Source organism: Azospirillum picis (assembly GCF_017876115.1).
GTDB classification, from domain to species: Bacteria; Pseudomonadota; Alphaproteobacteria; order Azospirillales; family Azospirillaceae; genus Azospirillum; species Azospirillum picis.
Window position 1 is genome coordinate 329,997 of the sequence record NZ_JAGINO010000001.1, and the last position, 24,796, is coordinate 354,792.

The following is a 24,796-nucleotide window of genomic DNA, read 5'->3' on the forward strand; positions in this document are numbered from 1 at the left end:
GGGATCAGCGCTCCCGTCCGAAGAGGCCCGCGGGCTTGATGAGAAGAACGATCGCCATGATGACGAAGACGACGATGTTGGAGGCTTCGGGATAGAAGACCTTGGTCAGCCCCTCCAGCAGCCCCAGGCCGAGCCCGGTGACGATGGCGCCCATGATCGAGCCCATGCCGCCGATCACCACCACCGCGAAGACGATGATGATCAGGTTCGAGCCCATCAGCGGGCTGACCTGGTAGATCGGCGCCGCCAGAACCCCGGCCAGCCCGGCCAGAGCCACGCCGAAGCCGTAGGTCAGCGATACCATCACCGGCACGTTGATGCCGAACGCCTGCACCAGGGTCGGGTTCTCGGTGGCCGCGCGCAGGTAGGCGCCCAGCTTGGTCCGCTCGATGGCGAACCAGGTGCCGAAGCAGACCACCAGCGAGGCGACGATCACCCAGCCACGGTAGTTGGGCAGGAACATGAAGCCGAGGTTCTGGCCACCCTTCAGCAGGTCGGGGATGGGATAGGGCTGGCCCGACACGCCATACTGGTGGCGGAAGGCGCCCTCGAAGATCAGCGCAAGCCCGAAGGTCAGCAGCAGGCCGTAGAGATGGTCGACCTTGTAGAGCCGGCGCAGCATGGTGCGCTCCAGCACCAGCCCGACCAGCCCGACCGCGATGGGCGCCAGCACCAGCGCTCCCCAATAGCCGACGCCGGCATAGGTCAGCAGCAGCCACGCCACGAAGGCGCCGACCATGTACAGCGCGCCGTGCGCCATGTTGACGACGTTGAGCATGCCGAAGATCACCGCCAGCCCGAGGCTGAGCAGCGCATAGAAGGAACCGTTGATCAGGCCGAGCAGAAGCTGCCCGAACAGCACTTGGGACGGAACTCCCAGCAGGCTGAACATCTCCGCGTCTCTCCCGGTTCGTTGTGGACGGTTGTTGTTATTGGTGGTTGTTGCATCGACCTCCTCCCCCGCCCCTCTCGCAAGGGCGCAGGAGGGATGGGAAGGGGGCGGGAGCCGCCCCCTCCCCCGTTCACTTCACCAGGGTGCAGCCGCTCTGCTTGGGATCCATGAAGGCGGTGTCCGCCGGAATGGTCTTGACGATCTTGTAATAATCCCACGCCCCCTTCGATTCGGCCGGCGTCTTCACCTGGACCAGATACATGTCGTGGAACATGCGGCCGTTGGCGGCGACCTTGCCCTTCCTGGCGAACATGTCCTCGACCGGCAGCTCGCGCATCTTGGCCGCGACCTTGTCGGAGTCGTCGGTCTTGGCGGCCTCGACCGACTTCAGGTAGTGCTTCACGGCCGAATAGACGCCCGCCTGCACCATGGTCGGCTTCCTGCCGGACTTCTCCTCGAACTTCTTCGACCATTCGCGGGTCTGGTCGTCCATGTCCCAGTAGAAGCCTTCGGTGAACATCAGCCCCTGCGCCGCCTGGAGTCCCAGCGCATGCACGTCGGAGATGAACATCAGCAGGCCGGCCAGGCTCTGGCCCGCCTGGGTGATGCCGAACTCGGCGGCCTGCTTGACCGCGTTGACGGTGTCGCCGCCGGCGTTCGCCAGGCCGATCACGTCGGCGCCGGAGCCCTGGGCCTGCAGCAGGAAGGACGAGAAGTCGGAGGTGCCGAGCGGGTGGCGCACGGCCCCGGCGACCGTGCCGCCCAGCGACTTGACCATCTTGGTGGTCTCCTCCTCCAGCGACTGCCCGAAGGCGTAGTCGGCGGTCACGAAGAACCACTTCTTCTTGCCCTGCTCGACCAGCGCGCGGCCGGTGCCGGCGGCCATGGCGTAGTTGTCGTAGGTCCACTGGAAGCCGTAGGGGCTGCACTGCGCGCCGCTGAGCGCGGTGGCCCCCGGACCGGACATCAGGAAGATGCGCTTCTTGTCCTTTGTGATGCCCTGCACCGCAAGGGCGGCGGCCGAGTTCGGCACGTCGGCGATGGCGTCGACGCCGCCGGTGTCGACCCACTCGCGGGCCTTCGAGGCGGCGATGTCGGCCTTGTTCTGGTGGTCGGCGACGATGATCTCGATCGGCGCGCCGGCGACCTTGTTGCCGAACTCCTCCGCCGCCATCCGCGCGGCGATGGCGGACCCCTCGCCCGCCAGGTCGGCATAGATGCCGGAGCGGTCGTTCAGCACGCCGATGCGGACGACGTTGTCCGACACCTGGGCATTGGCCTGGACGGCGGTCCCGGCGAGCGTGAGCAGGGCGGTGCCGGCGAGTAGAAGGCTGCGCATCAGACGGTTTCTCCCTCTTGGGACTGTTATTGGCGACTGTTATTGGGGGGATTGCTATCGCGCGGCGCCGGTGGCGGGTGCTTCCGCCGCAGGCCGGAAGCCTGCCGCCCGAAGGCACCCGGACCGTCGCGCCTAGACGCCGAGATAGGTGTGGAGCTTGTCCATGTTGGCGGCGAGCTGGTCGTTGGGGATCATGTCGACGACATGTCCCTCCTCCATGACGTAGTGGCGGTCGGCGATGGTGGCGGCGAAGCGGAAGTTCTGCTCGACCAGCACGATGGTGAAGCCGCGGGCCTTGAGCGCGCGCACCGCGACGCCGATCTGCTCGATGATCACCGGGGCCAGCCCCTCGGTCGGCTCGTCCAGCAGGATCAGGGTGGCGCCGGTGCGCAGGATGCGGGCGATCGCCAGCATCTGCTGCTCGCCGCCCGACAGCCGCGTGCCCTGAGTGCTGCCGCGGCCCTTCAGGTTGGGGAACAGGTCGTAGATCTGCGGGACCGTCATCCCGCCGTCCTTCACCACCGGCGGCAGCGTCAGGTTCTCGTCGACGCTGAGGCTTGAGAAGATGCCGCGCTCCTCCGGCACATAGCCGATGCCAAGGCGCGGGATCCGGTGCTGCGCCATGCCGATCAGCTCGGTGCCCTGGAAGCGGATCGAGCCGGTGCGCTTGCCCATGATCCCCATGATGGCGCGCATGGTCGAGGTCTTGCCGGCCCCGTTGCGGCCCAGCAGCGTCACCACCTCGCCCTGGCGCACCTCCAGCGAGACCCCGTGCAGCACGTGGCTCTCGCCGTAGAAGCCGTGCAGGTCGGCGATCTCCAGCATCGCAGTCCCCGTTTTGGCCGTCTTGGTCATCGCGCCGTCAGGCATGTCCGGTCCCCATATAAGCTTCCATCACCTGGGCGTTCTTCGAGACCACCTCGTACGGCCCCTCCGCCAGGATCTCGCCACGGCGCAGCACGGTGATGGTGTCGGACAGGTGGGCGACGACCGACAGGTTGTGCTCGACCATCAGCACGGTGCGGTCGGCGGCGACGCGCTTGATGAGAGCCGCCGTGCCCTCGATGTCCTCATGGCCCATGCCGGCCAGCGGCTCGTCGAGCAGCATGACCTCCGGGTCGAGCGCCAGGGTGGTGGCGATCTCCAGCGCGCGCTTGCGGCCATAGGGCAGTTCGGCGGCGAGATGGTTGGCCCAGGGGCTGAGGTTGACCGCCTCGATCAGTTCCAGGGCGCGGTCGTGCAGGTCGTAGAGCGTCGCCTCCGACTTCCAGAAATGGAAGCTGGTGCCGAGCGGCCGCTGCAGCGCGACGCGGACGTTCTCCAGGACGGAGAGGTGGGGGAAGACGGCCGAGATCTGGAAGGAGCGCACCAGCCCCATCAGCGCGATGTCCGCCGGCTTGGTGCGGGTGATGTCGCGGCCCTTGTAGAGGATCTGGCCGCGCGTGGGCGTCAGGAACTTGGTCAGCAGGTTGAACACCGTGCTCTTGCCGGCGCCGTTCGGGCCGATCAGCGCATGGATGGTGCCCCGCCTCACCTGCAGGTTCACCTCCTTGACCGCCACGAAGCCCTTGAACTCCTTCGTCAGGCCGCGCGCTTCCAGGATGATGTCGTCGTTGGGTGCAGCGTTCATCGGTCGTGAATTCCCCTCCCTTCGTCCTTCGTTGCCGTCCGGCTCGTTGCTGTCATGCGGCGGGACGTTCCACAGATTGTTGTACGCACGAACCGTGCCAAGCCATCCTCTCTGTTATGCCGGCCGGCCGGCCCCACGGTTTCCCGAGCGGTCCGCCGGCGCGCCGTCCGCAGCCCGTGCGACCAGCGGCACCGGAAAGTGTCGGACTTCCGGACACTCTGTCTGATAAACATGACAACACCCAAAGGATTTTGACGCAAGATCGTCCGTTGGGCCGACACAACACTGCGGGCTTGCCAAACGGTGTGCGCGCTGCAATGGTGACCGTCCGACGGTGCCCCGTCCGCCTCGACCGGCGGCGGGGATAATAGGGAATGCGGTGCGGACCCCTCCGGGATCCAAGACCGCGGCTGCCCCCGCAACTGTGAGCGGCGAGCGTCCCGTCCATCATGCCACTGGCCCCCTGGCCGGGAAGGCGGACGGCGATGCTGTGACCCGCGAGCCAGGAAACCTGCCGACGGACACCGCAACCTTGACTGTACCCCGCCGGGTGTGGCGGGAGAGGGAACAGACCGATGTCGACCAATTCCATCCGGACCGCCGGTTCCGCCGCGCCCAGCACGGCCCAGACCACGGCGCAAACCACGGCCCAGACCGCAGTTGCCGCCTTCGCCGCGATCCTGCTCGGCAGCTTCCTGCTGTACGGCGTCGGCTTCGCCCAGCCGCAGCAGATCCACGACGCGGCGCACGACGCCCGCCATTCCTTCGCCTTCCCCTGCCACTGAGCGCAGGCAATGGATCTGATTCGGCGGCTGTTCACAGCCGCTCTGGTCGCGGGCGTGCTCTCCGGCACGGCCGCGTCCGTCGTTCAGCAGGCGACCACCGTCCCGCTGATCCTGGAAGCCGAGAAGTACGAAGTGGTGACCCCGCCGCCCGCGGCCGACGGCCATCAGCACGGCCCGGTCCGCGAGGTCGGCGAGGGCGTGCCGACCAGCGCCGGGGAGGCGATCCAGCGCGTCGGCCTGACCATCGCCGCCAACCTGCTGACCGGCGTCGCCTACGCCCTGCTGCTCGGCGCCGCGATCCTGCTGGCCGGACGGCCCGTCGATGCCCGTCGCGGGCTGGTGTGGGGCATGGGTGGCTTCGTCGCCGTGTCGCTCGCCCCCTCCTTCGGGCTGCCGCCGGAACTGCCGGGCATGGCCGGGGCCGAACTGGAGCTCCGCCAGCTCTGGTGGCTGGCCGCCGCGGCCGGGGCCGGGGCCGGGATGCTGGCGCTCGCCTTCGCCCGCAACCGCGCCGTCATTGCCGCCGGCGTGCTGGCCGCGGCCCTGCCCCACGTGCTGGGCGCGCCGCATCCCGAGAGCGCCGAGGGTGCCGTCCCGCCGGCGCTGGCCGCCCACTTCGTCGCCCAGTCGCTGGGCTGCGCCGCCCTGTTCTGGGCGATCCTGGGAGCGTCCTGCGGCTGGCTGATGGGCGGGTTGGCCGGTGCCGCCGAACCGCGCGCCGCCGCCCTGCCGCAGGCCGGCGCCCGCTGAGGAGCAGACACCCATGACCGCAACTGCCAAGACGGCCGCCGGAAAGGTTCCGGCGACCGTCGTCACCGGCTTCCTCGGCGCCGGCAAGACCACGCTGATCCGCGGCCTGCTGGAAAAGGCCGACGGGCGCCGGCTGGCGCTGATCATCAACGAGTTCGGCGACGTCGGGATCGACGGCGACATCCTGCGCGCCTGCGGCAACCCGACCTGCACCGAGGACGACGTCATCGAGCTGGCGAACGGCTGCCTGTGCTGCACCGTCGCCGACGATTTCGTCCCGGCCATCGAGAAGCTGCTGTCCCGGCCGCAGCCGCCGGAGCACATCATCATCGAGACCAGCGGCCTCGCCCTGCCCAAGCCGCTGGTCCAGGCCTTCCACTGGCCGGCGATCAAGACGCGGGTGACGGTGGACGGCGTGGTCGCCGTCGTCGATGCCGCCGCCGCGGCCGAGGGGCGCTTCGCCCCCGATCCGGCGGCGCTGGCGGCCCAACGCGACGCCGCCGGCACCGTCGACCACGAGACGCCGGTCGAGGAGGTGTTCGAGGACCAGCTCCTCTGCGCCGACCTGATCGTCGTCAACAAGACCGACCTGGTGGAGGCCGCCGACCTCGCCCGTGTCGAGGCTCTGATCCGCGCGGCGCTGAACCGCGACGCCAAGCTGGTCCGTGCCGCCCAGGGCGCCGTCGACCCGCTGGTGCTGCTCGGCGTCGGTGCCGCGGTGGAGGACGACCTCGCCAACCGCCCCAGCCACCATGACGACGAAGAGGGCCACGACCACGACGACTTCACCAGCTTCGTGGTGGAGCTGCCGTCGCAGCCCGATCCCGCCGCGCTGGTGAAGACGCTGGAGGAGGTCGCGGGCCTGCACGGCGTGCTGCGCCTGAAGGGCTTCATCGACGTGTCCGGCAAGCCCATGCGCCTGCTGGTCCAGGGCGTCGGCACCCGCGTCCAGACCCACTTCGACCGCCTGTGGAAGCCCGGCGAGGAGCGCCGCAGCCGGCTGGTGGTGATCGGCGAGACCGGCCTGGACCGCGAGGCGGTGACCAGGGCGATCGCCGGGTAAGGTATAGTCGCTGCGGCGCTTGCCCCCTGCCCCTCCCTAGCATCGCAGACTCCCCCTCTCCCGCGATCGGACGGACCTTCGGTCCGCCGAGGGGGGAGGGAGGGACCCGCTCGCAAGAGCGGGAGGGAGGGGGCCGCCGCCCCTGGATGTGACCGACCATGCACCTGCTCGCCGCCCGCCAGGATGAACTGGACGCCGCCCCCCAGGCGGAAGACCTGGGGCAGACGCCGGGCGACCTCGTCATGCTGTCCTTTTCCGACAGCGACCTGACGGCGCTGGCCGCCGCCTGGCGGGCGGGCCGGGACCGCTTGCCCAGCCTGCGGCTGGCCAACCTCAACCGGCTCGGCCACCCGCTGTCGGTCGACCTCCATGCCGACGGCGTCGTCGCGCACGCGAAGCTGGTGGTGCTGCGCCTGCTGGGCGGCGGCGGCTACTGGCGCTACGGCCTCGACCGCGTGTCGGCCGTCTGCCGCGCGCGGGGCATCCCGCTGGCCGTGCTGCCGGGGGAGGCGCAGCCGGACCCCGGCCTCACCGCCTTCGGCACCGTTCCGGCCGAAACCGCCGACCGGCTGTGGCGCTACTTCACCGAGGGCGGCCCCGCCAATATGGCCAACCTGCTGGCCTGCGCCGCCACGCTCGCCGGCACGCCGCTGCCCTGCGAGGATCCGGCGCCGGTGCCGCGCTTCGGCGCCTACGAGGGGTGGACGGGTGCCGTCGCCGCCGGTGCGCCGGTGGCGGCGGTGGTGTTCTACCGCTCCCACCTGCTGGCCGGCGACCTCGCCCCGGTCCACGCGCTGTGCGACGCGCTGGCCGAACGCGGCCTCGCCCCCCGACCGCTGTTCGTCGCCAGCCTGAAGGAGCCGGACTGTGCCGCCTGGATGCGCGCCAGCCTGACCGGACGGGACGCCGCCGTGGTGGTCAACACCACCGGCTTCTCCGCCGCGCGCGAGGACGGCTCGCCGCTGGAGGCCAACGGCACACCGGTGCTGCAGGCGATCCTGTCGACCACGCCGGAGCCGGGCTGGCGGGCATCGGCGCGCGGGCTGGCGCCGTCCGACCTCGCCATGAACGTCGTGCTGCCGGAGATGGACGGCCGCATCATCGCCCGCGCCATCGCCTTCAAGGCGGCGGGGGAGCCCGACCCTGACCTGCAGTTCGCCGCCCCGGCCCTGCGCCCGATCGCCGACCGGGTGGCCTTCACCGCCGACCTCGCCGCCGCCTGGGTGCGGCTGTCCCGCACCCCGCGGGCGGAGCGCCGGCTGGCGCTGGTGCTGTCCGACTATCCCGGCCCCGGTGGCGGCATCGGCCATGCGGTGGGGCTGGACAGCCCGGCCAGCGCCGTGGCGATGCTCGGGCGGCTGTCCGCCGAGGGCTACGGCCTGTCCGGATTTCCGGACAGTGGGCCGGACGGTGGCGCCGCCCTGATGGAGGTGCTGACCGCTGCCCCCCGCCCCGCCCTGACGCTGGCCGACTATGAGCGTCTGGTCCCCGCTGGCGTCCGCGCCCGCATTGCCGCGACCTGGGGCGAACCGGCCGCCGACCCGGCGCTGCACGGCGACGCCTTCGCCTTCCGCCTGCTGGACTGCGGCAACGCCGTGGTCGCGGTGCAGCCCAGCCGCGGCCATGGCGCGCTGACCACCGCCCAGCATCACGACCCCGACACGCCGCCCAGCCACGGCTATCTCGCCTTCCACCTGTGGCTCCGCCATGTCTTCAGCGCCGATGCCCTGGTTCAGATCGGCGCCCACGGCACGCTGGAATGGCTGCCGGGCAAGGCGGTGGCGCTGTCGGCCGACTGCTGGCCGGAGATCGTCGGCGGCGCCCTGCCGGTGCTCTATCCCTTCATCGTCAACAACCCCGGCGAGGGGGTGCAGGCCCGCCGCCGGATCGGCGCCGTGCTGGTCGGCCACCTGACGCCGCCGCCGGTGGAGGCCGGGCTCCACGGCGATCTGGCGGCGCTGGAAACCGCCATCGACGAGTATTCGCAGGCGACCGGGCTCGACCCGCGGCGGCTGGGGATGCTGCGCGAGACGATCCTCGACCTCGCCTGGAAATCCGGGGTGGCCGCCGACTGCAACCTACGGCCGGACGACGACCCCGACGCCATCCTGTCGCGGCTCGACGCCCATCTCTGCGACGTCAAGGAACTGCAGATCCGCGACGGGCTCCACGTCTTCGGGCAAAGCCCGGCGGGCGAGCGCCGCGACCGGCTGGCCGCCGCCGTCGCCCGCGCCGCCGACCCGGCCGCCGTAGCGGACGCGCTCGATGCCTGCGGCGAGGCCGAGATGCGGGCGCTGCTCGACGGGCTCGACGGCCGCTTCGTCCGCCCAGGCCCCGGCGGTTCGCCGGCGCGCGGGCGCGCGGACACGCTGCCGACCGGGCGCAACCTCTATGCGCTCGACCCGCGCGGCGTGCCGACGCCGACCGCCTGGACGCTCGGCTGGCAGGCGGCGGACGCGCTGATCACCCGCTATCTCCAGGACCATGGCGACTGGCCGCAGCGGCTGGTGGTGGATTGCTGGGGCACCCCGGCCATGCGCACCGGCGGCGACGAGCTGGCCCAGGCGCTGGCCCTGCTGGGGGTGCGGCCGCTGTGGGAGAACGGCTCCGGCCGGGTCACCGGCTACGAGATCATGCCGGCCGGCGTGCTCGGCCGGCCACGGGTCGACGTGACGCTGCGCATCTCCGGCCTGTTCCGCGACGTCTTCCCCCAGCAGATCGCCCTGTTCGACCAGGCGGTGCGCGCGGTGGCCGGACTGGACGAGCCCGGCGACGTCAACCCGCTGGCCGCCGCCGCGCGGGCCGAGGCGGACCGGCTGGCCGCCGCCGGCACCAATGCCGAGGACGCCCGCCGCTGGGCCACCGCCCGCATCTTCGGCTCCGCCCCCGGCGTCTACGGCACGGCGCTGTCGGGCATGATCGCGCGGGGCGACTGGGCCGTTCGCGCCGATTTCGGCGCCGCCTATTTGGAAGGCGGCTGCCACGCCTATGGCGCCGGGATGGAGGGGGTGCCGCTGCCGGCCCTGTTCCGCCGGCGGGTCGGCGGCGCCGACGCGCTGGTCCACCACCAGGACCAGCGCGAGCACGACGTGCTGTCGACCGACGGCTTCATGCAGTATGAGGGCGGCTTCGCCGCGGCGGCGGCGCTGGAGGACTCCGAACCGGCGCTCTACCATCTCGACAGCGCCGATCCGGAAAAGCTGGCCGTGCGCACGCTGGCGGAGGAGATCGCCCGCACCCTGCGCGGCCGGGCCGCCAACCCGCGCTGGATCCGCGGCATGATGCGCCACGGCTATCGCGGGGCGGCGGAGCTGGCGGCCGGCGTCGACACGCTGTTCGCCTTCGCCGCCACCACAGACGCGGTGCGCCCGGCCCATTTCGACCTGCTGTTCGACGCCTATGTCGAGGATGCGGAGGTCTGGGACTTCCTGTCGCAGGCCAACCCGGCCGCCGCCCGGCACATTGTGGCGCGGATGGGCGAAGCGCTCGACCGTGGCCTGTGGCATCCCCGCCGCAACTCCACCACGGCGGATCTGCAGCGCCTGCGCGAGGCCCCCGAATGACGAACCCCGTTCCCAACCAGCCACCCAGCCGGCCGCCCAACCAACCACGGCGGCGCGGCGCCTGCCCCGGCGTGCTGGCGCCGATGGAGGTCGGCGACGGGCTCCTGCTGCGCGTCCGCGTTCCCGCCGGAGTGCTGCCCGCCGGGCATGCCCGCCGCATCGCGGCGTTGGGGGATCGTTACGGCAACGGCCTGATCGACCTCAGCCAGCGCGGCAACCTGCAGCTTCGCGGCCTCTCCGCCGAGGGGCTGGAACCGGTGACCGAGGCCCTGCGCGCCATGGGCTACGTCGCGACGGATGCGGCGAGCGAGGCGGTGCGCAACGTGCTGTGCTCCCCCACCGCCGGGCTCGACCCCACGGCGGCGCTGGACGTACGGGGGGCGGCGCGGTCGCTCGACGCCCGGCTGGCGGATGACACCGGCCTGCACCGGCTGCCGCCGAAGTTCGGCTGGCTGGTCTGTGGCGGCGGGATCGGCCATCTGGCGGACAGCAGCACGGACGTACGCTTCGACGCGGTGGACGGCGGGCGATTCCAACTGTCGCTGGGTGGGGCGCTGGCGGAGGCGGCGGTGCTGGGCGTCTGCCGGGAGGACCGGTTGGCCGACGTCGCCTCGGCCCTCGGCCGCGCCTTCCTGGAGTTGCGCGACAGCCTGCCGGAACCGCCGCGCCGCATGGCCGGGCTGGTGGCGGCGCTCGGCACCGAAGAGATCGGGAGGCGCCTCTCCCCGCAGATTTCTCCTCTCCCCCCCGGGGAGAGGATCACGGTGAGGGGGACGCACCTCATGGATGTCTTCGGCTGCGCCGAACCCCCTCATCCCATCCGTCTCCCCGGGGGGGAGATGGAGCAATCCCCGGCGCTGGTCACCGCCTTCCCCTTCGGCCGGCTGACCGCCGCTGCCCTGGCCGCCCTGGCGTCCGCCTGCGCGGAGATCCGCCTCACCCCCTGGCGCGCCCTCCTGCTCGTCGCCCCATCCAAGGACGCAGAGCCCACCGCCCGCGCCCATGGCGCCATCCTGTCCCACGACGACCGCCGGCTGAAGCTGACGGCCTGCAGCGGGGCCGGCGGCTGCGATGTCGGCACCACCGATACCCACGCCACGGCGCTCGCCGTCGCCGGGCGCGCAGGCCCCTTGCTGGAGCACGTGCGAATGGTGCATGTGTCGGGCTGCGCCAAGGGCTGCGCCCATCCCGCCCGTGCCGATGTCACCCTGACGGCACGCGACGGGCTGTATGACGTCGCCCTGAACGCCAAACCCGGCGAGGCCGTGCTGCGCGCCGGGCTGTCCCCCGACGACGCGGCGGCCTGCGTCGCGGATCTGCTGACCGAGGAGTCCTCCGGTGCCTGAGCCGCTCTACGACTATATCCGCGACGGAGCGGCCATCTATCGCCAGTCCTTCGCCACCATCCGGGCGGAGGCCGACCTGTCGGGCATTCCCGACGACCTGAAGCCGGTGGCGGTGCGCGTCATCCATGCCTGCGGCATGGTCGATGCCGCCCGGGACCTGCTGTTCTCGGCGGATGTCGGCAGCGCCGCCCGCGCGGCGCTGCGGGCCGGCGCGCCGATCCTCTGCGACAGCGAGATGGTGGCGCACGGCGTGACCCGCGCGCGGCTGCCCGCCGACAACGCGGTGGTCTGCACGCTGCGCGACGCCGCGGTGCCGGAGCTGGCCAGGAGCATCGGCAACACCCGTTCGGCCGCGGCGCTCGACCTGTGGGGCGGGCGTCTCGGCGGCTCGGTCGTCGCCATCGGCAACGCGCCGACCGCCCTGTTCTACCTGCTGGAGCTGCTGGCGGCCGGCGCGCCGAAGCCCGCTGCGATCCTGGGGTTCCCCGTCGGCTTCGTCGGCGCCATGGAAAGCAAGGAGGCGCTGGCGGAGAATCCCTTCGGCGTCCCTTATCTGGCGATCCGCGGCCGGCGCGGCGGCAGCGCCATGGCCGCCGCCGCCGTCAACGCGCTGGCGAGCGACGTCGAATGAGCGGCATGCCCTTCACCCCTGGCACCCTGTTCGGCGTCGGCGTCGGCCCCGGCGACCCGGAGCTGATGACCCTGAAGGCGGTGCGCACCATCGGCGCCTGCCCGGTCGTCGCCTATTTCTGCAAGCGCGGCACCAGGGGCCAGGCCCGCCGCATCGCCGATCAGGCGATCGCGCCCGACCAGATCGAATTGCCGATGGTCTATCCGGTGACGGTGGAACTGCCGCCGAACCATCCGGACTACGGCCGCCAGATCGAGGCGTTCTTCGACGAGTCGGCCGAGCACATCGCCGGCCATCTCGCAGCCGGCCGGTCGGTGGCGGCGCTGAACGAGGGCGACCCGTTCTTCTACGGCTCCTTCATGCACCTGTTCCTGCGGCTGTCCGGCCGCTTCCCGACCGAGGTGATCCCCGGCGTCACCAGCATGGTGTGCAGCGCCTCGCTGCTGCCGCGGCCGCTGATGCTGCGCGACGACGTGCTGTCGGTGATCCCCGGCACGCTGGACGAGGCGGCGCTGCTGCGCGCCCTGACCGGCGCCGACGCCTGCGTGGTGATGAAGCTGGGCCAGAACCTGCCGAAAGTCCGCCGCGCCATCGCCGCCGCCGGGCTGGCCGGGCGCGCCTGGTACGTCGAGCGCGCCAGCATGGAGGAACAGCGCGTGATGCCCTTCCTGGAGGCGCCGGACAGCGCCCCCTACTTCTCGCAGATCGTCATCCCCGGCGAAGGCAAGCGCGGATGAGCGGGATCGAAGCGGGAGGCTGGCTGAAAATCGTCGGCCTCGGCCCCGGCCCGGAGGACTGGCTGACGCCGGAGGCGCGCCGCGACCTCGCCGAGGCGACCGACCTCGTCGGCTATTTGCCTTATGTGGAGCGGGTGCCGCCGGGGCCGCAGCTGCGCCACGCCTCCGACAACCGGGTCGAGCTGGACCGCGCCCGCTTCGCGCTGGACCTCGCGGCACAGGGCCGGCGGGTGGCGGTGGTGTCGGGCGGCGATCCCGGCATCTTCGCCATGGCCGCCGCCATCTTCGAGGCGCTGGACGATCCCGAGGCGCCCGCCGCCTGGCACGCGGTGCCGCTGTCGGTCGATCCCGGCGTCTCGGCGATGCAGGCCGCCGCCGCCCGGGCCGGCGCGCCGCTCGGCCACGACTTCTGCGCCATCTCGCTGTCGGACAACCTGAAGCCATGGGAGGTGGTGCTGAAGCGCCTGCGGCTGGCGGCCGAGGCGGATTTCGTCATCGCGCTCTACAACCCGATCTCGCGCGCCCGGCCCTGGCAGCTCGGCGCCGCCTTCGAGGCGCTGCGCGAGATCCGCGAGGCCGGCACGCCCGTCGTGCTCGGCCGCGCCGTCGGCCGCCCGGACGAGGCGCTGACCGTGACCACGTTGGGCGAGGTGCGGGCGGAGCAGGCGGACATGCGCACCCTCGTCATCATCGGCGCCTCCCACACCCGCCTGGTGCCGCGCGCCGACGGCGGCGCCTGGGTGTACACGCCCCGGCACTATCGGGGGTGAGGGATGGGAGCGATGGCAGTGCGGCCTTGCATGCCCCCTCCCCATCCCTCCCCCGCTTTGCGGGAGAGGGGGCAGGATGCTGGTCGGCGTTCGGCGGCAGTCCCCACTCCTGCGAAGCGGGGGAGGGTTAGGGAGGGGGCACCGGTTTCACAGCCCCTCCAGCCACGCCACCGCCGCGTCGACGTCGTGCAGCTCCGGCACGCCGTTGCCGGCCGGGCGTTCGACCATCACCACCGGCAGCCCCAGCTCCCGCGCGGCCTCCAGCTTCGCGTCGGTCGCCCGGCCGCCGCTGTTCTTGCTGACCACCACCTCGACGCCGTGCCTGCGCATCAGCGCCAGCTCGCCCGCCACGGTGAAAGGGCCGCGGTCGAGGATCAGGGTGGCCCGCGGCAGGGCCGGCATCGGATCGGGGGGGTCGACGGCGCGGATCAGGTAGCGCTTGTCGGGCACCACCTCGAAGGCGGCGACCTCCTGCCGGCCGACGGTAAGGAAGACGCCGTCGCCGAGGTCGCGCACGGCCAGCGCGGCGGCGGCCATGTCGGGCACGCCGATCCAGCGGTCGCCCGGCCCTGCCGTCCAGGCCGGCCGGGTCAGCAGACGCAGCGCCATGCCGGCCTGCGCGCAGGCCGCAGCGGCGTTGGCGGAGATCCGGGCCGCGAAGGGATGGGTGGCGTCGATCACCGCGGCGATCCCCTCGGAACGCAGGTAGCCCGCCAGGCCGTCCACCCCGCCGAAGCCGCCGATGCGGGTCGGCAGCGGCGGCAGCACCGGGTTCTTCGTGCGGCCGGCCAGCGACACGCGGGCATCGACGCGCGGATGGCCGGCGAGCCGCCTGGCCAGCGCCGTCGCCTCGGTCGTGCCTCCCAATATCAACGCCTTCAGCACCGCAATCCCCTCCCCGCCCGTCAGGACCGCCGCCATGGATAGCACGGCATCGCCCCGCTGGCTCACCATCGTCGGCATCGGCGCGGAGGGCTGGGACGGTTTGCCGCCCGCCGGCCGCGCCGCGGTGGAGAGCGCCGCCGTCCTTTATGGCGGCGAGCGCCATCTCGGGCTGGTGCCGGCCGTTGCGGGACAGGAACGGCTTTCCTGGCCCTCGCCGATGACCGGCGCCTTCCCCGACCTGCTGGGCCGGCGCGGGCAGCGGGTGTGCGTGCTGGCGAGCGGCGACCCGTCCTGGTACGGGGTGGGCGCCACGCTGTCGCGCCTCGTTCCGGCATCGGAAACGACGGTGATCCCGGCGCCCTCGGCCTTCAGCCTCGCCGCAGCCCGGCTGGGCTGGCCGCTGCAGGACTGCCGCTGCCTGACCGTCCATGGCCGCCCGCTGGAGCTGGTCGTTCCGCATCTGCAACCGAATGCCAAACTGCTGCTTCTTTCCTGGGACGGAACGACGCCAGCCAAGCTGGCGGCCCTGCTGCGCGCCCGCGGCTTCGGCGCCTCCCGCCTCACGGTGCTGGAGGCGATGGGCGGCCCGCGCGAGGAGCGGCACGAGGCCACCGCCGACGGCTGGAGCATGGATCGCGTCGGCGACCTGAACACCATCGCGCTGGATTGCGTCGCCGCCCCCGGCGCCCGCATCCTGCCGCTGGCCCCCGGCCTGCCCGACGACTGGTTCGCGCATGATGGCCAGATCACCAAGCGCGAGGTCCGCGCCGTCACCCTGTCCTTCCTGGCGCCGCGCCGGGGGGAGCTGCTGTGGGACGTCGGCGCCGGGTCGGGCTCGATCGGCATCGAATGGATGCTGCGCGATCCTGCCAACCGCGCCGTCGCCGTCGAGCATCACGAGGAGCGCATCGCCCGCATCCTGGCCAACGCCTCGGCGCTCGGCGTCCCCAGCCTGGCGCTGGCCCGCGGCCGGGCGCCGGCGGCGCTGGCCGGGCTGGAGCGACCGGACGCGATCTTCATCGGCGGCGGCCTGACCGGCGACGGCGTGCTGGAGGCCTGCTGGGAGGCGCTGGCCCCCGGCGGCCGGCTGGCCGCCAACGCGGTGACGCTGGAGAGCGAGGCGGTGCTGATCGATGCGCACAGGCGGCTGGGCGGCGAGCTGGCGCAGGTCGCGGTGTCGCGCGCCTCCAGCGTCGGCGGTTTCCGCGGCTGGCGACCGGCGATGCCGGTGACGCTATGGCGGGTGGAGAAACCATGGACGGCCTGACCCCCGAAAGCCTGCTGTTCGGCCCGGTCTTCGTCGGGCTCGGCTGCCGCCGCGGCTGCGGCTGGGAGGAGATCGCCGGCTTGGTGGTCGCCGCCTTCGACGAGGCCGGGCTGCCCGGCACCGCCCGGACACTGGCAGCGCTCGCCGCACCGGCGATGAAGGCCGGCGAGGCCGGGCTGGCGGAGGCCGCCCGCACACTCGGCCTGCCGCTGCGCTTCGTCGGCGAGGACGCCATGCTGGACGCGCAGGACCGGGCGCAGACGCGCTCGGCCACCGTGCTGGCCGCCGTCGGCCTCGCGTCGGTCGCCGAGGCCGCGGCGCTGGCCGCCGCCGGGCCGGGATCGCGCCTGCTGCTGCCGCGCCGCTCCACCCCCCGCGCCACCGTGGCGCTCGCCCTGCCGGCGATCGCCCTGCCCAAAGCCGATTCGTCCGTAGCCGATTTGCCGGAGACCCGTTCATGACCGTCCATTTCATCGGCGCCGGACCGGGGGCTCCCGACCTGCTGACCCTGCGCGGCCGCGACCTGATCGCGCGTTGCCCGGTGTGCCTCTATGCCGGCTCGCTGGTGCCGAAGGAGATCATCGCCCACGCCCCGCCCGGCGCCCGCATCGTCGATACCGCGCCGATGACGCTGGAGCAGATCGTCGGCGAATTCCGCGCCGCCCACGAGGCAGGCCGGGAGGTGTCGCGCCTGCATTCCGGCGACCTGTCGGTCTACAGCGCGCTCGGCGAGCAGACGCGGGCGCTGCGCGAACTCGGCATCCCCTACACCATCACCCCCGGCGTGCCGGCCTTCGCCGCCGCCTCGGCGGCGCTGGGCCGGGAGCTGACCCTGCCGGAGGTCAGCCAGACGCTGATCCTGACCCGCACCGAGGGGCGCGCCTCGGCGATGCCGGCCAACGAGACGCTGGAGGTGCTGGGGGCGTCGGGCGCCACGCTGGCGATCCACCTGTCGATCCACGTCATCGACCGGGTGGTGGAGCGGCTGACCCCGCTCTACGGCGCCGGCTGCCCGGCCGCCGTGGTCTACCGCGCCACCTGGCCGGACGAGCGGGTGCTGCGCGGCACGCTGGCGGACATCGCGGCGCAGGTCGCGGCCTCGCCGATGGAACGCACCGCGCTGATCCTGGTCGGCCCGGCGCTGGAGCACGAGGAGTTCCGCTGCAGCGCGCTCTACGACGGCAGCCATGTCCGCCGCTACCGGGGGCTGGGGGAGTGACGCTCACGGCAACGGGCGCTTTTCCCCTTCTCCCCCCTGGGGAAAAGGCCGGGATGAGGGGGTTCGGCACAGCCGAAGATGTCCTCGCGGCGCGTCCGCCTCACCCTGCCCCTCTCCCCGGGGGGGAGGGGGAACGCCATGCGGTCGCGTCAAATGCCGCTCTTTTCAAAGGGCGCGCCGCCGACGATCCTGCCCTGGCGGTCGGTGACCAGCACCTCGACCGCCACCGGCGCGCCCTCCAGCACCGCCAGCGCGGCATGGCGCGCCAGTTCGGCGACGTGGTCGGCGAGCGGCAGGCCGGCGGCGGCGGCCATGCCCAGCACCTGGGCGGCGGTGTTGGCGCCCCGCGCCCCGGCGACCAGCTCCGGCCCGGCGCCAAGCTCCGCCAGCCGGTCGGCCAGCCAGTCGAAATCGACGCTGCCGCGCTTGGAATGCAGGTCCATCAGCCCGCGCGCCAGCTTGCCGAACTTGGCGAAGCCGCCGCACAGGGTCAGGCGCGGGACCGGGTGGCGGCGCAGGTATTTCAGCGTGCCGCCGGCGAAGTCGCCCATGTCGATCAGCGCCTGCTCGGCGAAGCCGTAGCGCGCCACCACCGCCTTTTCCGACAGGTCGCCGGTGCAGGCGGCGACATGGGTGAGCCCGGCGGCCCGCGCCACGTCGATGCCGCGCTGGATCGAGGCGATCCAGGCGGCGCAGGAATAGGGCACGACGATGCCGGTCGTCCCCAGGATCGACAGGCCGCCGACGATGCCGAGCCGGCCATTCATGGTGCGCCTGGCCAGCACCTCGCCATTCTCGACCCCGACCTCCACCACGAGGTCGGGAGACAGGCCGGCGGCTTGCGCCGCCTCGCCGACGGCGTGCGCGATCATGGTGCGCGGCACCGGGTTGATGGCGGGCTCGCCCACCGGCAGCGGCAGGCCGGGCAGGGTCACCGTGCCGACGCCGGGACCGGCGCGGAAAGTGACGCCGCTGCCGGGCGCCCCCGCCCAGACCCGCGCGCGCACCAGCGCGCCGTGCGTCACGTCGGGATCGTCGCCGGCGTCCTTCACCACCCCGGCCATTGCCCAGGAGCCCTCGGGTCCCTCCCCACGCTCCGTCACCGCCAGGGCGAAGGCCGGCGTCTGGCCGCCGGGCAGGGTTACGGCAACCGGGTCGGGGAAGTCCCGGCCGAACAGCGCCTCGGCCGCCGCCCGTGCCGCGGCGGTGGCGCAGGTTCCCGTCGTCCAGCCGCGGCGCAAGGGTGTAGCATGCTCCGGTACAGCACCGTCGCCAACCGTTTCCCCGCCGTCCGAACCCGAGTCCGCGTTCATGTCGTCTGAGTCGTCCATTCCCGAAAGCGTCCTGGTCCCCTTCGCCCCCGGCAGCGTCTGGCTGGCCGGTTCCGGCCCCGGCGACCCGGGCCTGCTGACCCTGCTGGCCCTGCAAGGTCTACGGCAAGCCGACGTCATCGTCCACGATGCGCTGGTCGGCGAGCGGATCATGGCGCTGGCCGGCCCGGCGGCGCGGCTGGAGTTCGCCGGCAAGCGCGGCGGCCGCCCCTCCGCCCACCAGGACGACATCACCAACCGCCTGATCGAGCTGGCCAGGGAAGGCCACCGGGTGCTGCGGCTGAAGGGCGGCGACCCCTTCGTCTTCGGCCGCGGCGGCGAGGAGGCGCAGGCGCTGGCCGCCCACGGCATCCCGTTCCGCATCGTGCCGGGCATCACCTCGGGCATCGCCGGCCCGGCCTATGCCGGCATCCCGGCGACCCACCGCGACACCAACCAGGTGGTGATCCTGGCCACCGGCCATTCGCTGGGCGGCGGGCCGGACTGGCGGGCGCTGGCCGCCACCAGGGCGCCGCTGATCCTCTATATGGGATGGAAGGCGCTGCCGGCCATCGCCGCGGAGCTGATGGCGGGCGGCCTGCCGCCCGACACCCCGGTCGGCGTGGTGACGGAGGCGACCACTCCCGGCCAGAAGAGCCTGGTCACCAGCCTCGACCGCTGCGTCGCCGACCTCGCGGCGAGCGGGCTGGAACCGCCGGCGATCATCGTGGTCGGCGAGGTGGTGCGGCTGCGGCCGGCGCTGGACTGGCTGCCGGCCCAGGCGGCGCTCTCCAATGACTGACGGCACCCTCACCAGGGGCCTCATCGTCGCCGCCCCGGCCTCCGGCACCGGCAAGACGACGCTGACGCTCGGGCTGCTGGCGGCTTTCCGTGCCCGCGGCGTGGCGGTTGGCGCGGTGAAATCGGGACCGGACTACATCGATCCGGCCTTTCACCGCGCCGCCACCGGCCGGCCGAGCGTCAACCTCGACACCTGGGCGATGGGGCCGGACCTGCTCGACGGGCTGATCGCCCAGGCGGGCGACGGCGCCGACCTGCTGGTCTGCGAGGCGCTGATGGGTCTGTTCGACGGCGTCGCCGGGATCGGCGCCACCGGCACCGGCTCGACGGCGGAGGTCGCGGCGCGCACCGGCTGGCCGGTGCTGCTGGTGGTCAACGCCAAGGGCCAGTCGCAGTCGGCGGCGGCCCTGGTGAAGGGCTTCGCCACCTACCGCGACGACGTCACCATCGGCGGCGTCGTGCTGAACAATGTCGGCAGCCCGCGCCACACCGCGCTCGCCGGCTCCGCCATCGAGGCGCTCGGCATCCCGCTGCTGGGCGCCCTGCCCCGCGCCCCGGACCTGACGCTGCCCGAGCGCCATCTCGGCCTCGTCCAGGCCGACGAGACCGAGGGGCTGAACGATCGCCTGGCTGCGCTGGGCCGCTTCGTCGGCGAGCATGTCGACCTCGACCGCGTCGCCGCCCTCGCCCGCCCGACGCGGACCGGCCGCGGCACCGACGCCCCGGCCCTGGCTCCGCTCGGCCAGCGGATCGCCGTCGCGCGCGACGCCGCCTTCACCTTCGTCTATCCGCACCTCGTGGCCGGCTGGCAGGCGGCGGGAGCGGAGCTGTCCGTCTTCTCGCCGCTGGCCGACGAGGCGCCGCCGGCCGACGCCGACGCCGTCTATCTGCCCGGTGGCTATCCGGAGCTGCATGCCGGCCGCCTCGCCGCCAACGGCCGCTTCCTGGCCGGCCTGCGCGCCGCGGCGGAGCGGGTGCCGGTCTACGGCGAATGTGGCGGCTACATGGTGATGGGCGAGACGCTGGAGGATGCCGGCGGCGTCACCCACGCGATGGCCGGGCTGCTCGGCGTCCGCACCTCCTTCGCCAAACGCCGGCTGCATCTCGGCTACCGGCGGGCGGAACTGGCGGCCGGCGGACCGCTGGGACGGGCGGGCACCGTGCTGATGGGGCACGAGTTCCACTATGCCTCGACGCTCGACCGCGGCGGCGACGAGCCGCTGCTGGCGGCGCGGACGGCCGACGGCACCGACCTCGGGCCGCTCGGCGGGCGGCGCGGGCGGGCGCTCGGCTCCTTCGTCCATTTGATCGCCAGAGGCTGAGGGGAGGATCGCCGGGATGGACGACGCCTTTACCGCCGCCGAGCGCGACGCGCTCTACAAGGCGATCTTCTCCCGCCGCGACGTGCGCGGGCAGTTCCGCCCCGACCCGGTGCCCGACGAGGTGCTGGACCGCATCCTGCTCGCCGCCCACCATGCCCCGTCGGTGGGCTTCATGCAGCCGTGGAACTTCATCGTCGTCACCGACCCGGCGGTGAAGTCCCGCATCCACGCCGACTTCGCCCGCGCCAACGAGGAAGCCGCGGCACTGTTCGAGGGCGAGCGCCGCGCCCTCTACGGCCGCCTGAAGCTGGAGGGCATCCGCGAGGCGCCGGTGAACCTCTGCATCACCTGCGACCGCGAACGCGCCGGCCCGGTGGTGCTCGGCCGCACCCACCTGCCGGCGATGGACCTCTACAGTTGCGTCTGCGCCGTGCAGAACCTGTGGCTGGCGGCAAGGGCGGAAGGGCTGGGGGTGGGCTGGGTCAGCATCCTGCACGAGGACGTGCTGAAGCAGGCGCTGGGGATCCCCGAGCGGATCGTGCCGATCGCCTACCTGTGCCTCGGCCACGTCAGCCATTTCGAGACGACGCCGGAGCTGGAAACCAAGGGCTGGCGCAAGCGCCTGCCGCTGGAGGATCTGGTGTTCCGGGACCGGTGGGAGGGGGAGTAGGGCGGACGTCCCTGCCCCCTCCCCGACCCTCCCCCGCGTTCCGCGGGAGAGGGTGCCTTCTGCCAAGCGGCGGCAGTCCCCGCCACCACCGAAGGCGGGGGAGGGTCAGGGAGGGGGCAGCCGCTGCCGGAACGCGGCTGTTGTTTTCAGCTCAGGAGGCCGCAGACACTGCCACCTCACGCGGAGTTTCTACAAAAGTTTCACTGCTCAAAGTTGATTTTCGCCGCCCCGTCATTATCATAGCCGCTGATGCCAGTTGGTTGATCGCGGGTCGACATGAGACCACCCATCCGAACCCTGTCAGGTGTCACGAAAGTCGAACGGCGCCAAGCGATGATGGCCGTCTCCGAGGCGATCTCCGCCAGCGGCGGGTGGATCGTCGATCACACGCTGTTTTCCAACATCATGGCGACGATCCGCTTTGCCATTCCGCCCGCAGGGCTGGACGACCTGAAAGGCCGCATCATGGCTGCGGGCATAAGGCTGGAGACCGCCGACAGGCCCGAGCCGCAACAGGCCGGCTCCAAGGATCCGCGCCCGCAGGACGAGATCCTTGGCTCCCTGAACCTGACCTTCATCCACAACGACCCCGACCTCCGCATCGAGCTGCCGGCCGTTCCCGGCTGACCCGCCCGGAAGGAGCCGGCGCACCATCGGGTCGGCGACCCATCGCCGGCGCCCCGCCCCCACCGCAGCCTCACCACATGCTTCACCTCCTGGAAGGCAAGCACCGCGCGACAGGACAATGGCAGGGTCTTCGGGCCGGAGTCGCTCATCGGTCCACTTTGGCCGGCAGCAAAGTGATGGGCCACCCGCATGACGTGCGGGTAGAGTATGCGCCCCGTCAATCATCCGCGTTTCAGGAGACCAGCGCCATGGCCGCCGTCCCCCCGTCCCCGCCCGCCCTGTTCGACCGGCTCGTCGCCGGGGCGCCGACGGACTGGGCAGCCTATGTCGAGCATGCGTTCGTGGGCGGGATGGCCGACGGAACGCTGCCGCAGGCATGTTTCCGCCATTACCTGGTGCAGGACTACCTGTTCCTCAGCCATTTCGCCCGCGCCTATGCGCTGGCCATCTACAAGGGGCGCGACCTGCGCGAGATGCGGGCGGCACTGGGCGGGCTGAAGGCGATCCTCGACGTGGAGATGGACCTGCACGTCTCGCTGTGCGCCGGCTGGGGCCTGCCGGCCGACGAGGTCGAACAGGCGGCGGAGGCCAAGGCCACCATGGCCTACACGCGCTATGTGCTGGAAACCGGGCTGCGTGGCGACCTGCTGGACCTGCATGTCGCGCTCAGCCCCTGCGTCATCGGCTATGCCGAGATCGGCCGGCGGCTGTCCGCCCTGCCAGGGGCGCTGGACGCGGCGAACCCCTATCGCGCCTGGACCGCCGAATATGCGGGAGAGCCCTACCAGGCGGTGGCGCGGGCGGCCCGTGACACCCTGGACCGGCTGGCGGCGGACATGATGACCGAGGCGCGCTTTCCCCGGCTGCTGACCATCTTCCGGCAGGCGTGCCGGCTGGAGGCCGATTTCTGGCAGATGGGGATGACGCTGGCGGAGTGATGGGGGGCGGAGTGAGGGGGGGCGGAGTGAGGGGGCGGCTGCGGGAGAGGGTCGGGTTGGGGGCAGCGTCAGCCCAGCGTGTGCTCCAGCAGGATCTTCGCTCCCAGCCCGATCAGCACGGCGCCGCCCGCCATCTCCGCCCAGCGGCCGAGGCGGGCGCCGGCGGCGCGGCCGATCAGCACACCGCCGAAGGCGACGGCGAAGGTCACGGCACCGATCAGCGCCGAGGTCGTCACCATGTCGACGTCGACGAGCGCGAGCCCGGCGCCGACCGCCGCTGCGTCGATGCTGGTGGCGACCGCCGTGGTCAGCAGGGCCAGCCATTCGCTGCGCACGCTGCGCTCCGGACCGCACTCGACCTCGTCCCCGTCATCCATGACGGCGTTGCGCAGCATGGCGCCACCGACCGCCAGCAGCAGGCCGAAGGCGATCCAGTGGTCCACCGACTCCACCAGGCTGGCGAAGGCGATGCCGACGCCCCAGCCGACCAGCGGCATGGCGAACTGGCAGATGCCGAATGCGGCGCCGACGCGGACCGCCTCGGGCAGGCCGTTGCGGCGCGAGCAGGCCCCGCGGCCAAGCGCGGCGGCGAAGGAATCCATGGACAGGCTGAAGGCGAGCGCGAGGGACGTGGCTAGCATGGCTATTCCCGGGCCAGACGAACACAGTGGACCCGGACGGACTCCGGCTGGCTGCGGAGATATCCGGTCCACTGGTCTCGCCGGGCTGGCCGAACGGCCGCCGTGCGCGCCATGGCGGAACCGGCCGGAGGCCGGAACCGTCCAAGTCTGTTGACGCGAACCCCTGCCGGCGGTGGTGCCGGCGGGTGGCTACTCCCCAATGACGGCGGTAGTGCTACAGGCGCCGGGGGCTTCGGTCAAGCGCCCTATTGCCGCAGGTGCGAACTGCGCCCGCGCAGGTAGGTGGCGGCCACCGAGCGGTCGTCACCCAGCGTGACCTGGATGAACAGCTCCTCCTCCAGGTCGCCGTCCACGGTTTCCATGCGATGGTTCATCGCGGGGGTGGCGTGGCTGTCCAGCACGACGAGGTCGGCCCAGCGGCCGGGCTCCAGGCTGCCGATCTCGCCGGCCATCCCCAGCGCCTCGGCATTGCCGCGGGTCATCCAATGGAGGGCGGCGAGCGCCGGCAGGTTGCGGCGGCGCAACTGCAGCACCTTGTAGGCCTCCGCCGCGGTGCGCAGCATGGAATAGCTGGTGCCGCCGCCGACGTCGGTGGCGAGCGCCGTGCGCACCGGCCGGCGTCCGGCCGACAGGGCGTCGAGGTCGAACAGGCCGCTGCCGATGAACAGGTTGCTGGTCGGGCAGAAGACGGCGACCGACCCGCTCTCCGACAGCCGCGCCATCTCCGCCTCCGACAGATGGATGCAGTGGCCGAACAGCGAGGTCGGACCCAGCAGGCCGAAGCGGTCGTACACGTCGGTGTAGTCGCGGGCGGCGGGGAACAGGCGGCGCACCTCGGCGATCTCGTCGGTGTTCTCCGACAGGTGGGTCTGCATGTGGACGCCGGGATGCTCGCGCAGCAGCGCGCCGGCCGCCTCAAGCTGCGCCGCGGTCGAGGTGATGGCGAAGCGCGGGGTCACGGCATAGCGCTGGCGCCCCTGCCCGTGCCAGCGCTCGATCAGCGCCTTGCTGTCGCGGTAGCCACTCTCCGCCGTGTCGGTCAGGGCGGCCGGGGCATGGCGGTCCATCATCACCTTGCCGGCGATCAGGCCGGCGCCGCGCGCCTCGGCCTCCGCGAACAGGGCGTCGACCGACTGCGGATGGACCGAGCCGTAGACCACCGCCGTGGTCGTGCCGTTGCGCAGCAGTTCGTCGAGGAAGAAGGCGGCGTTGGCGGCGGCATGCGCCGGGTCTGCGTATTTCTGCTCCTCGATGAAGGTGTATTTCTCCAGCCAGTCCAGCAGTTGCGTGCCGTAGGAACCGATGACCTGGGTCTGGGGGAAATGGATGTGGGTGTCGATGAAGCCCGGCAGCACCAGCCGCCCGCCATGGTCGTCGACCGTCACGCCCTCCGGCACCTGCCCGCGCAGTTCTTCCCACGACCCGACCGCGGCGATGCGCCCGTCGGCCCCGACCAGCAGCAGCCCGTCCTCATGGTAGGTCAGGCAGTCGAGGTCGCCCGGCCCGGCGGGGGCGCGGGTGAAGCTGAGCAGGCGTCCGCGGATGGCGGCGGTGACGGGTTGGCTGGGCATGGGGATCCGGGTTCGGGGAAGGACAGCATGCATCCCCTC

At 72.4% G+C, this 24,796-nt stretch carries 24 protein-coding genes and 1 riboswitch; of the genes, 16 read left to right on the forward strand and 8 right to left on the reverse strand.

The window, feature by feature from the left end; all coding sequences use genetic code 11:
* Positions 1–4 precede the first annotated feature (4 nt).
* The 4 genes from J2850_RS01480 to J2850_RS01495 all read right to left on the reverse strand — a co-directional run bounded on the left by J2850_RS01480 (position 5) and on the right by J2850_RS01495 (position 3,861).
* The gene (locus tag J2850_RS01480; RefSeq protein WP_209978026.1) at positions 5–892 is read right to left on the reverse strand and encodes a branched-chain amino acid ABC transporter permease; all 888 of its coding nucleotides are present in this window, start codon (positions 890–892) and stop codon (positions 5–7) included.
* Between the two features lie 130 nt (positions 893–1,022).
* Positions 1,023–2,231 carry an ABC transporter substrate-binding protein gene (locus J2850_RS01485; protein ID WP_209978028.1) on the reverse strand — a complete coding sequence of 403 codons (1,209 nt, stop codon included), beginning with the start codon at positions 2,229–2,231 and terminating at the stop codon, positions 1,023–1,025.
* A gap of 132 nt (positions 2,232–2,363) precedes the next feature.
* Positions 2,364–3,101 (reverse strand): ABC transporter ATP-binding protein, encoded by a 738-nt coding sequence (locus J2850_RS01490; protein WP_209978030.1) that lies wholly within the window; start codon positions 3,099–3,101, stop codon positions 2,364–2,366.
* A complete protein-coding gene (locus tag J2850_RS01495; RefSeq protein ID WP_209978032.1) occupies positions 3,094–3,861 on the reverse strand; it encodes an ABC transporter ATP-binding protein in 768 nt (255 codons plus the stop codon). Before J2850_RS01495 ends, J2850_RS01490 begins: the two co-directional genes overlap by 8 nt.
* A 315-nt stretch (positions 3,862–4,176) precedes the next feature.
* Positions 4,177–4,394, forward strand: a riboswitch (cobalamin riboswitch).
* 42 nt (positions 4,395–4,436) lie between these two features.
* On the opposite strand from J2850_RS01495, the gene J2850_RS01500 reads away from it, so the two are divergent.
* The 8 genes from J2850_RS01500 (at position 4,437) to cobJ (ending at position 13,506) form a co-directional block, all read left to right on the forward strand.
* Positions 4,437–4,646, forward strand: a complete 210-nt coding sequence (locus J2850_RS01500; RefSeq protein ID WP_209978034.1) for a CbtB domain-containing protein — start codon at positions 4,437–4,439, stop codon at positions 4,644–4,646.
* Positions 4,647–4,655: 9 nt separating this feature from the next.
* Positions 4,656–5,396 carry a CbtA family protein gene (locus J2850_RS01505; RefSeq protein WP_209978036.1) on the forward strand — a complete coding sequence of 247 codons (741 nt, stop codon included), beginning with the start codon at positions 4,656–4,658 and terminating at the stop codon, positions 5,394–5,396.
* A 13-nt stretch (positions 5,397–5,409) separates the two neighbouring features.
* Positions 5,410–6,459 carry a cobalamin biosynthesis protein CobW gene (gene cobW / locus J2850_RS01510; RefSeq protein WP_209978038.1) on the forward strand — a complete coding sequence of 350 codons (1,050 nt, stop codon included), beginning with the start codon at positions 5,410–5,412 and terminating at the stop codon, positions 6,457–6,459.
* A gap of 158 nt (positions 6,460–6,617) precedes the next feature.
* Positions 6,618–10,022 (forward strand): cobaltochelatase subunit CobN, encoded by a 3,405-nt coding sequence (cobN, locus tag J2850_RS01515; RefSeq protein WP_209978040.1) that lies wholly within the window; start codon positions 6,618–6,620, stop codon positions 10,020–10,022.
* On the forward strand, positions 10,019–11,368 hold the full coding sequence (gene cobG, locus J2850_RS01520) for a precorrin-3B synthase (RefSeq protein ID WP_209978042.1): 1,350 nt from the start codon (positions 10,019–10,021) through the stop codon (positions 11,366–11,368). The genes cobN and cobG overlap by 4 nt, the downstream gene beginning before the upstream one ends.
* A complete protein-coding gene (locus J2850_RS01525; protein WP_209978044.1) occupies positions 11,361–11,999 on the forward strand; it encodes a precorrin-8X methylmutase in 639 nt (212 codons plus the stop codon). Before cobG ends, J2850_RS01525 begins: the two co-directional genes overlap by 8 nt.
* Positions 11,996–12,736, forward strand: coding sequence for a precorrin-2 C(20)-methyltransferase (locus tag J2850_RS01530; protein ID WP_209978045.1), 741 nt, complete (start codon positions 11,996–11,998; stop codon positions 12,734–12,736). Before J2850_RS01525 ends, J2850_RS01530 begins: the two co-directional genes overlap by 4 nt.
* Positions 12,733–13,506 carry a precorrin-3B C(17)-methyltransferase gene (gene cobJ, locus J2850_RS01535; protein WP_209978047.1) on the forward strand — a complete coding sequence of 258 codons (774 nt, stop codon included), beginning with the start codon at positions 12,733–12,735 and terminating at the stop codon, positions 13,504–13,506. The genes J2850_RS01530 and cobJ overlap by 4 nt, the downstream gene beginning before the upstream one ends.
* A 147-nt stretch (positions 13,507–13,653) precedes the next feature.
* Here the strand turns inward: cobJ and J2850_RS01540 are convergent, their stop codons facing one another.
* Entirely contained in the window at positions 13,654–14,391 is a 738-nt protein-coding gene (locus J2850_RS01540; RefSeq protein WP_209978424.1) for a cobalt-precorrin-6A reductase, read from the reverse strand.
* 34 nt (positions 14,392–14,425) lie between these two features.
* On the opposite strand from J2850_RS01540, the gene cbiE reads away from it, so the two are divergent.
* The 3 genes from cbiE to cobM are packed head-to-tail and all read left to right on the forward strand — an operon-like array spanning position 14,426 to position 16,877.
* A complete protein-coding gene (cbiE, locus tag J2850_RS01545; protein ID WP_209978049.1) occupies positions 14,426–15,658 on the forward strand; it encodes a precorrin-6y C5,15-methyltransferase (decarboxylating) subunit CbiE in 1,233 nt (410 codons plus the stop codon).
* On the forward strand, positions 15,646–16,119 hold the full coding sequence (locus J2850_RS01550; RefSeq protein WP_209978052.1) for a cobalamin biosynthesis protein: 474 nt from the start codon (positions 15,646–15,648) through the stop codon (positions 16,117–16,119). Before cbiE ends, J2850_RS01550 begins: the two co-directional genes overlap by 13 nt.
* Positions 16,116–16,877, forward strand: coding sequence for a precorrin-4 C(11)-methyltransferase (gene cobM / locus J2850_RS01555; RefSeq protein ID WP_209978054.1), 762 nt, complete (start codon positions 16,116–16,118; stop codon positions 16,875–16,877). The genes J2850_RS01550 and cobM overlap by 4 nt, the downstream gene beginning before the upstream one ends.
* A 149-nt stretch (positions 16,878–17,026) precedes the next feature.
* Here cobM and J2850_RS01560 read toward each other — a convergent pair whose 3' ends face one another.
* Positions 17,027–18,190 (reverse strand): cobalt-precorrin-5B (C(1))-methyltransferase, encoded by a 1,164-nt coding sequence (locus J2850_RS01560; RefSeq protein ID WP_209978426.1) that lies wholly within the window; start codon positions 18,188–18,190, stop codon positions 17,027–17,029.
* On the opposite strand from J2850_RS01560, the gene cobA reads away from it, so the two are divergent.
* The 5 genes from cobA to tenA all read left to right on the forward strand — a co-directional run bounded on the left by cobA (position 18,189) and on the right by tenA (position 22,545).
* Positions 18,189–18,989 (forward strand): uroporphyrinogen-III C-methyltransferase, encoded by an 801-nt coding sequence (gene cobA / locus J2850_RS01565; protein WP_209978056.1) that lies wholly within the window; start codon positions 18,189–18,191, stop codon positions 18,987–18,989. The genes J2850_RS01560 and cobA overlap by 2 nt on opposite strands.
* The gene (locus tag J2850_RS01570; protein WP_209978058.1) at positions 18,982–20,310 is read left to right on the forward strand and encodes a cobyrinic acid a,c-diamide synthase CobB; all 1,329 of its coding nucleotides are present in this window, start codon (positions 18,982–18,984) and stop codon (positions 20,308–20,310) included. Before cobA ends, J2850_RS01570 begins: the two co-directional genes overlap by 8 nt.
* Before the next feature lie 16 nt (positions 20,311–20,326).
* Positions 20,327–20,980, forward strand: a complete 654-nt coding sequence (bluB, locus tag J2850_RS01575) for a 5,6-dimethylbenzimidazole synthase (RefSeq protein ID WP_209978060.1) — start codon at positions 20,327–20,329, stop codon at positions 20,978–20,980.
* Positions 20,981–21,313: 333 nt separating this feature from the next.
* Positions 21,314–21,607 (forward strand): hypothetical protein, encoded by a 294-nt coding sequence (locus tag J2850_RS01580; RefSeq protein WP_246512690.1) that lies wholly within the window; start codon positions 21,314–21,316, stop codon positions 21,605–21,607.
* Between the two features lie 248 nt (positions 21,608–21,855).
* Entirely contained in the window at positions 21,856–22,545 is a 690-nt protein-coding gene (tenA, locus tag J2850_RS01585; RefSeq protein ID WP_209978064.1) for a thiaminase II, read from the forward strand.
* A gap of 68 nt (positions 22,546–22,613) precedes the next feature.
* Here tenA and J2850_RS01590 read toward each other — a convergent pair whose 3' ends face one another.
* Both J2850_RS01590 and guaD read right to left on the reverse strand, forming a co-directional pair.
* Positions 22,614–23,186, reverse strand: coding sequence for a manganese efflux pump MntP (locus J2850_RS01590; RefSeq protein ID WP_209978066.1), 573 nt, complete (start codon positions 23,184–23,186; stop codon positions 22,614–22,616).
* A 245-nt stretch (positions 23,187–23,431) separates the two neighbouring features.
* Positions 23,432–24,757 (reverse strand): guanine deaminase, encoded by a 1,326-nt coding sequence (gene guaD, locus J2850_RS01595; protein ID WP_209978070.1) that lies wholly within the window; start codon positions 24,755–24,757, stop codon positions 23,432–23,434.
* Between the last annotated feature and the right edge of the window lie 39 nt (positions 24,758–24,796).

Coding starts and splice junctions, on each gene's coding strand:
- J2850_RS01480 (WP_209978026.1), bottom strand. CDS start 892: ATGTTCAGCCTGCTGGGAGTTCCGTCCCAAGTGCTGTTCGGGCAGCTT.
- J2850_RS01485 (WP_209978028.1), bottom strand. CDS start 2,231: ATGCGCAGCCTTCTACTCGCCGGCACCGCCCTGCTCACGCTCGCCGGG.
- J2850_RS01490 (WP_209978030.1), bottom strand. CDS start 3,101: ATGCCTGACGGCGCGATGACCAAGACGGCCAAAACGGGGACTGCGATG.
- J2850_RS01495 (WP_209978032.1), bottom strand. CDS start 3,861: ATGAACGCTGCACCCAACGACGACATCATCCTGGAAGCGCGCGGCCTG.
- J2850_RS01500 (WP_209978034.1), top strand. CDS start 4,437: ATGTCGACCAATTCCATCCGGACCGCCGGTTCCGCCGCGCCCAGCACG.
- J2850_RS01505 (WP_209978036.1), top strand. CDS start 4,656: ATGGATCTGATTCGGCGGCTGTTCACAGCCGCTCTGGTCGCGGGCGTG.
- cobW (WP_209978038.1), top strand. CDS start 5,410: ATGACCGCAACTGCCAAGACGGCCGCCGGAAAGGTTCCGGCGACCGTC.
- cobN (WP_209978040.1), top strand. CDS start 6,618: ATGCACCTGCTCGCCGCCCGCCAGGATGAACTGGACGCCGCCCCCCAG.
- cobG (WP_209978042.1), top strand. CDS start 10,019: ATGACGAACCCCGTTCCCAACCAGCCACCCAGCCGGCCGCCCAACCAA.
- J2850_RS01530 (WP_209978045.1), top strand. CDS start 11,996: ATGAGCGGCATGCCCTTCACCCCTGGCACCCTGTTCGGCGTCGGCGTC.
- cobJ (WP_209978047.1), top strand. CDS start 12,733: ATGAGCGGGATCGAAGCGGGAGGCTGGCTGAAAATCGTCGGCCTCGGC.
- cbiE (WP_209978049.1), top strand. CDS start 14,426: ATGGATAGCACGGCATCGCCCCGCTGGCTCACCATCGTCGGCATCGGC.
- J2850_RS01550 (WP_209978052.1), top strand. CDS start 15,646: ATGGACGGCCTGACCCCCGAAAGCCTGCTGTTCGGCCCGGTCTTCGTC.
- cobM (WP_209978054.1), top strand. CDS start 16,116: ATGACCGTCCATTTCATCGGCGCCGGACCGGGGGCTCCCGACCTGCTG.
- cobA (WP_209978056.1), top strand. CDS start 18,189: ATGTCGTCTGAGTCGTCCATTCCCGAAAGCGTCCTGGTCCCCTTCGCC.
- J2850_RS01560 (WP_209978426.1), bottom strand. CDS start 18,190: ATGAACGCGGACTCGGGTTCGGACGGCGGGGAAACGGTTGGCGACGGT.
- J2850_RS01570 (WP_209978058.1), top strand. CDS start 18,982: ATGACTGACGGCACCCTCACCAGGGGCCTCATCGTCGCCGCCCCGGCC.
- bluB (WP_209978060.1), top strand. CDS start 20,327: ATGGACGACGCCTTTACCGCCGCCGAGCGCGACGCGCTCTACAAGGCG.
- J2850_RS01580 (WP_246512690.1), top strand. CDS start 21,314: ATGATGGCCGTCTCCGAGGCGATCTCCGCCAGCGGCGGGTGGATCGTC.
- tenA (WP_209978064.1), top strand. CDS start 21,856: ATGGCCGCCGTCCCCCCGTCCCCGCCCGCCCTGTTCGACCGGCTCGTC.
- J2850_RS01590 (WP_209978066.1), bottom strand. CDS start 23,186: ATGCTAGCCACGTCCCTCGCGCTCGCCTTCAGCCTGTCCATGGATTCC.
- guaD (WP_209978070.1), bottom strand. CDS start 24,757: ATGCCCAGCCAACCCGTCACCGCCGCCATCCGCGGACGCCTGCTCAGC.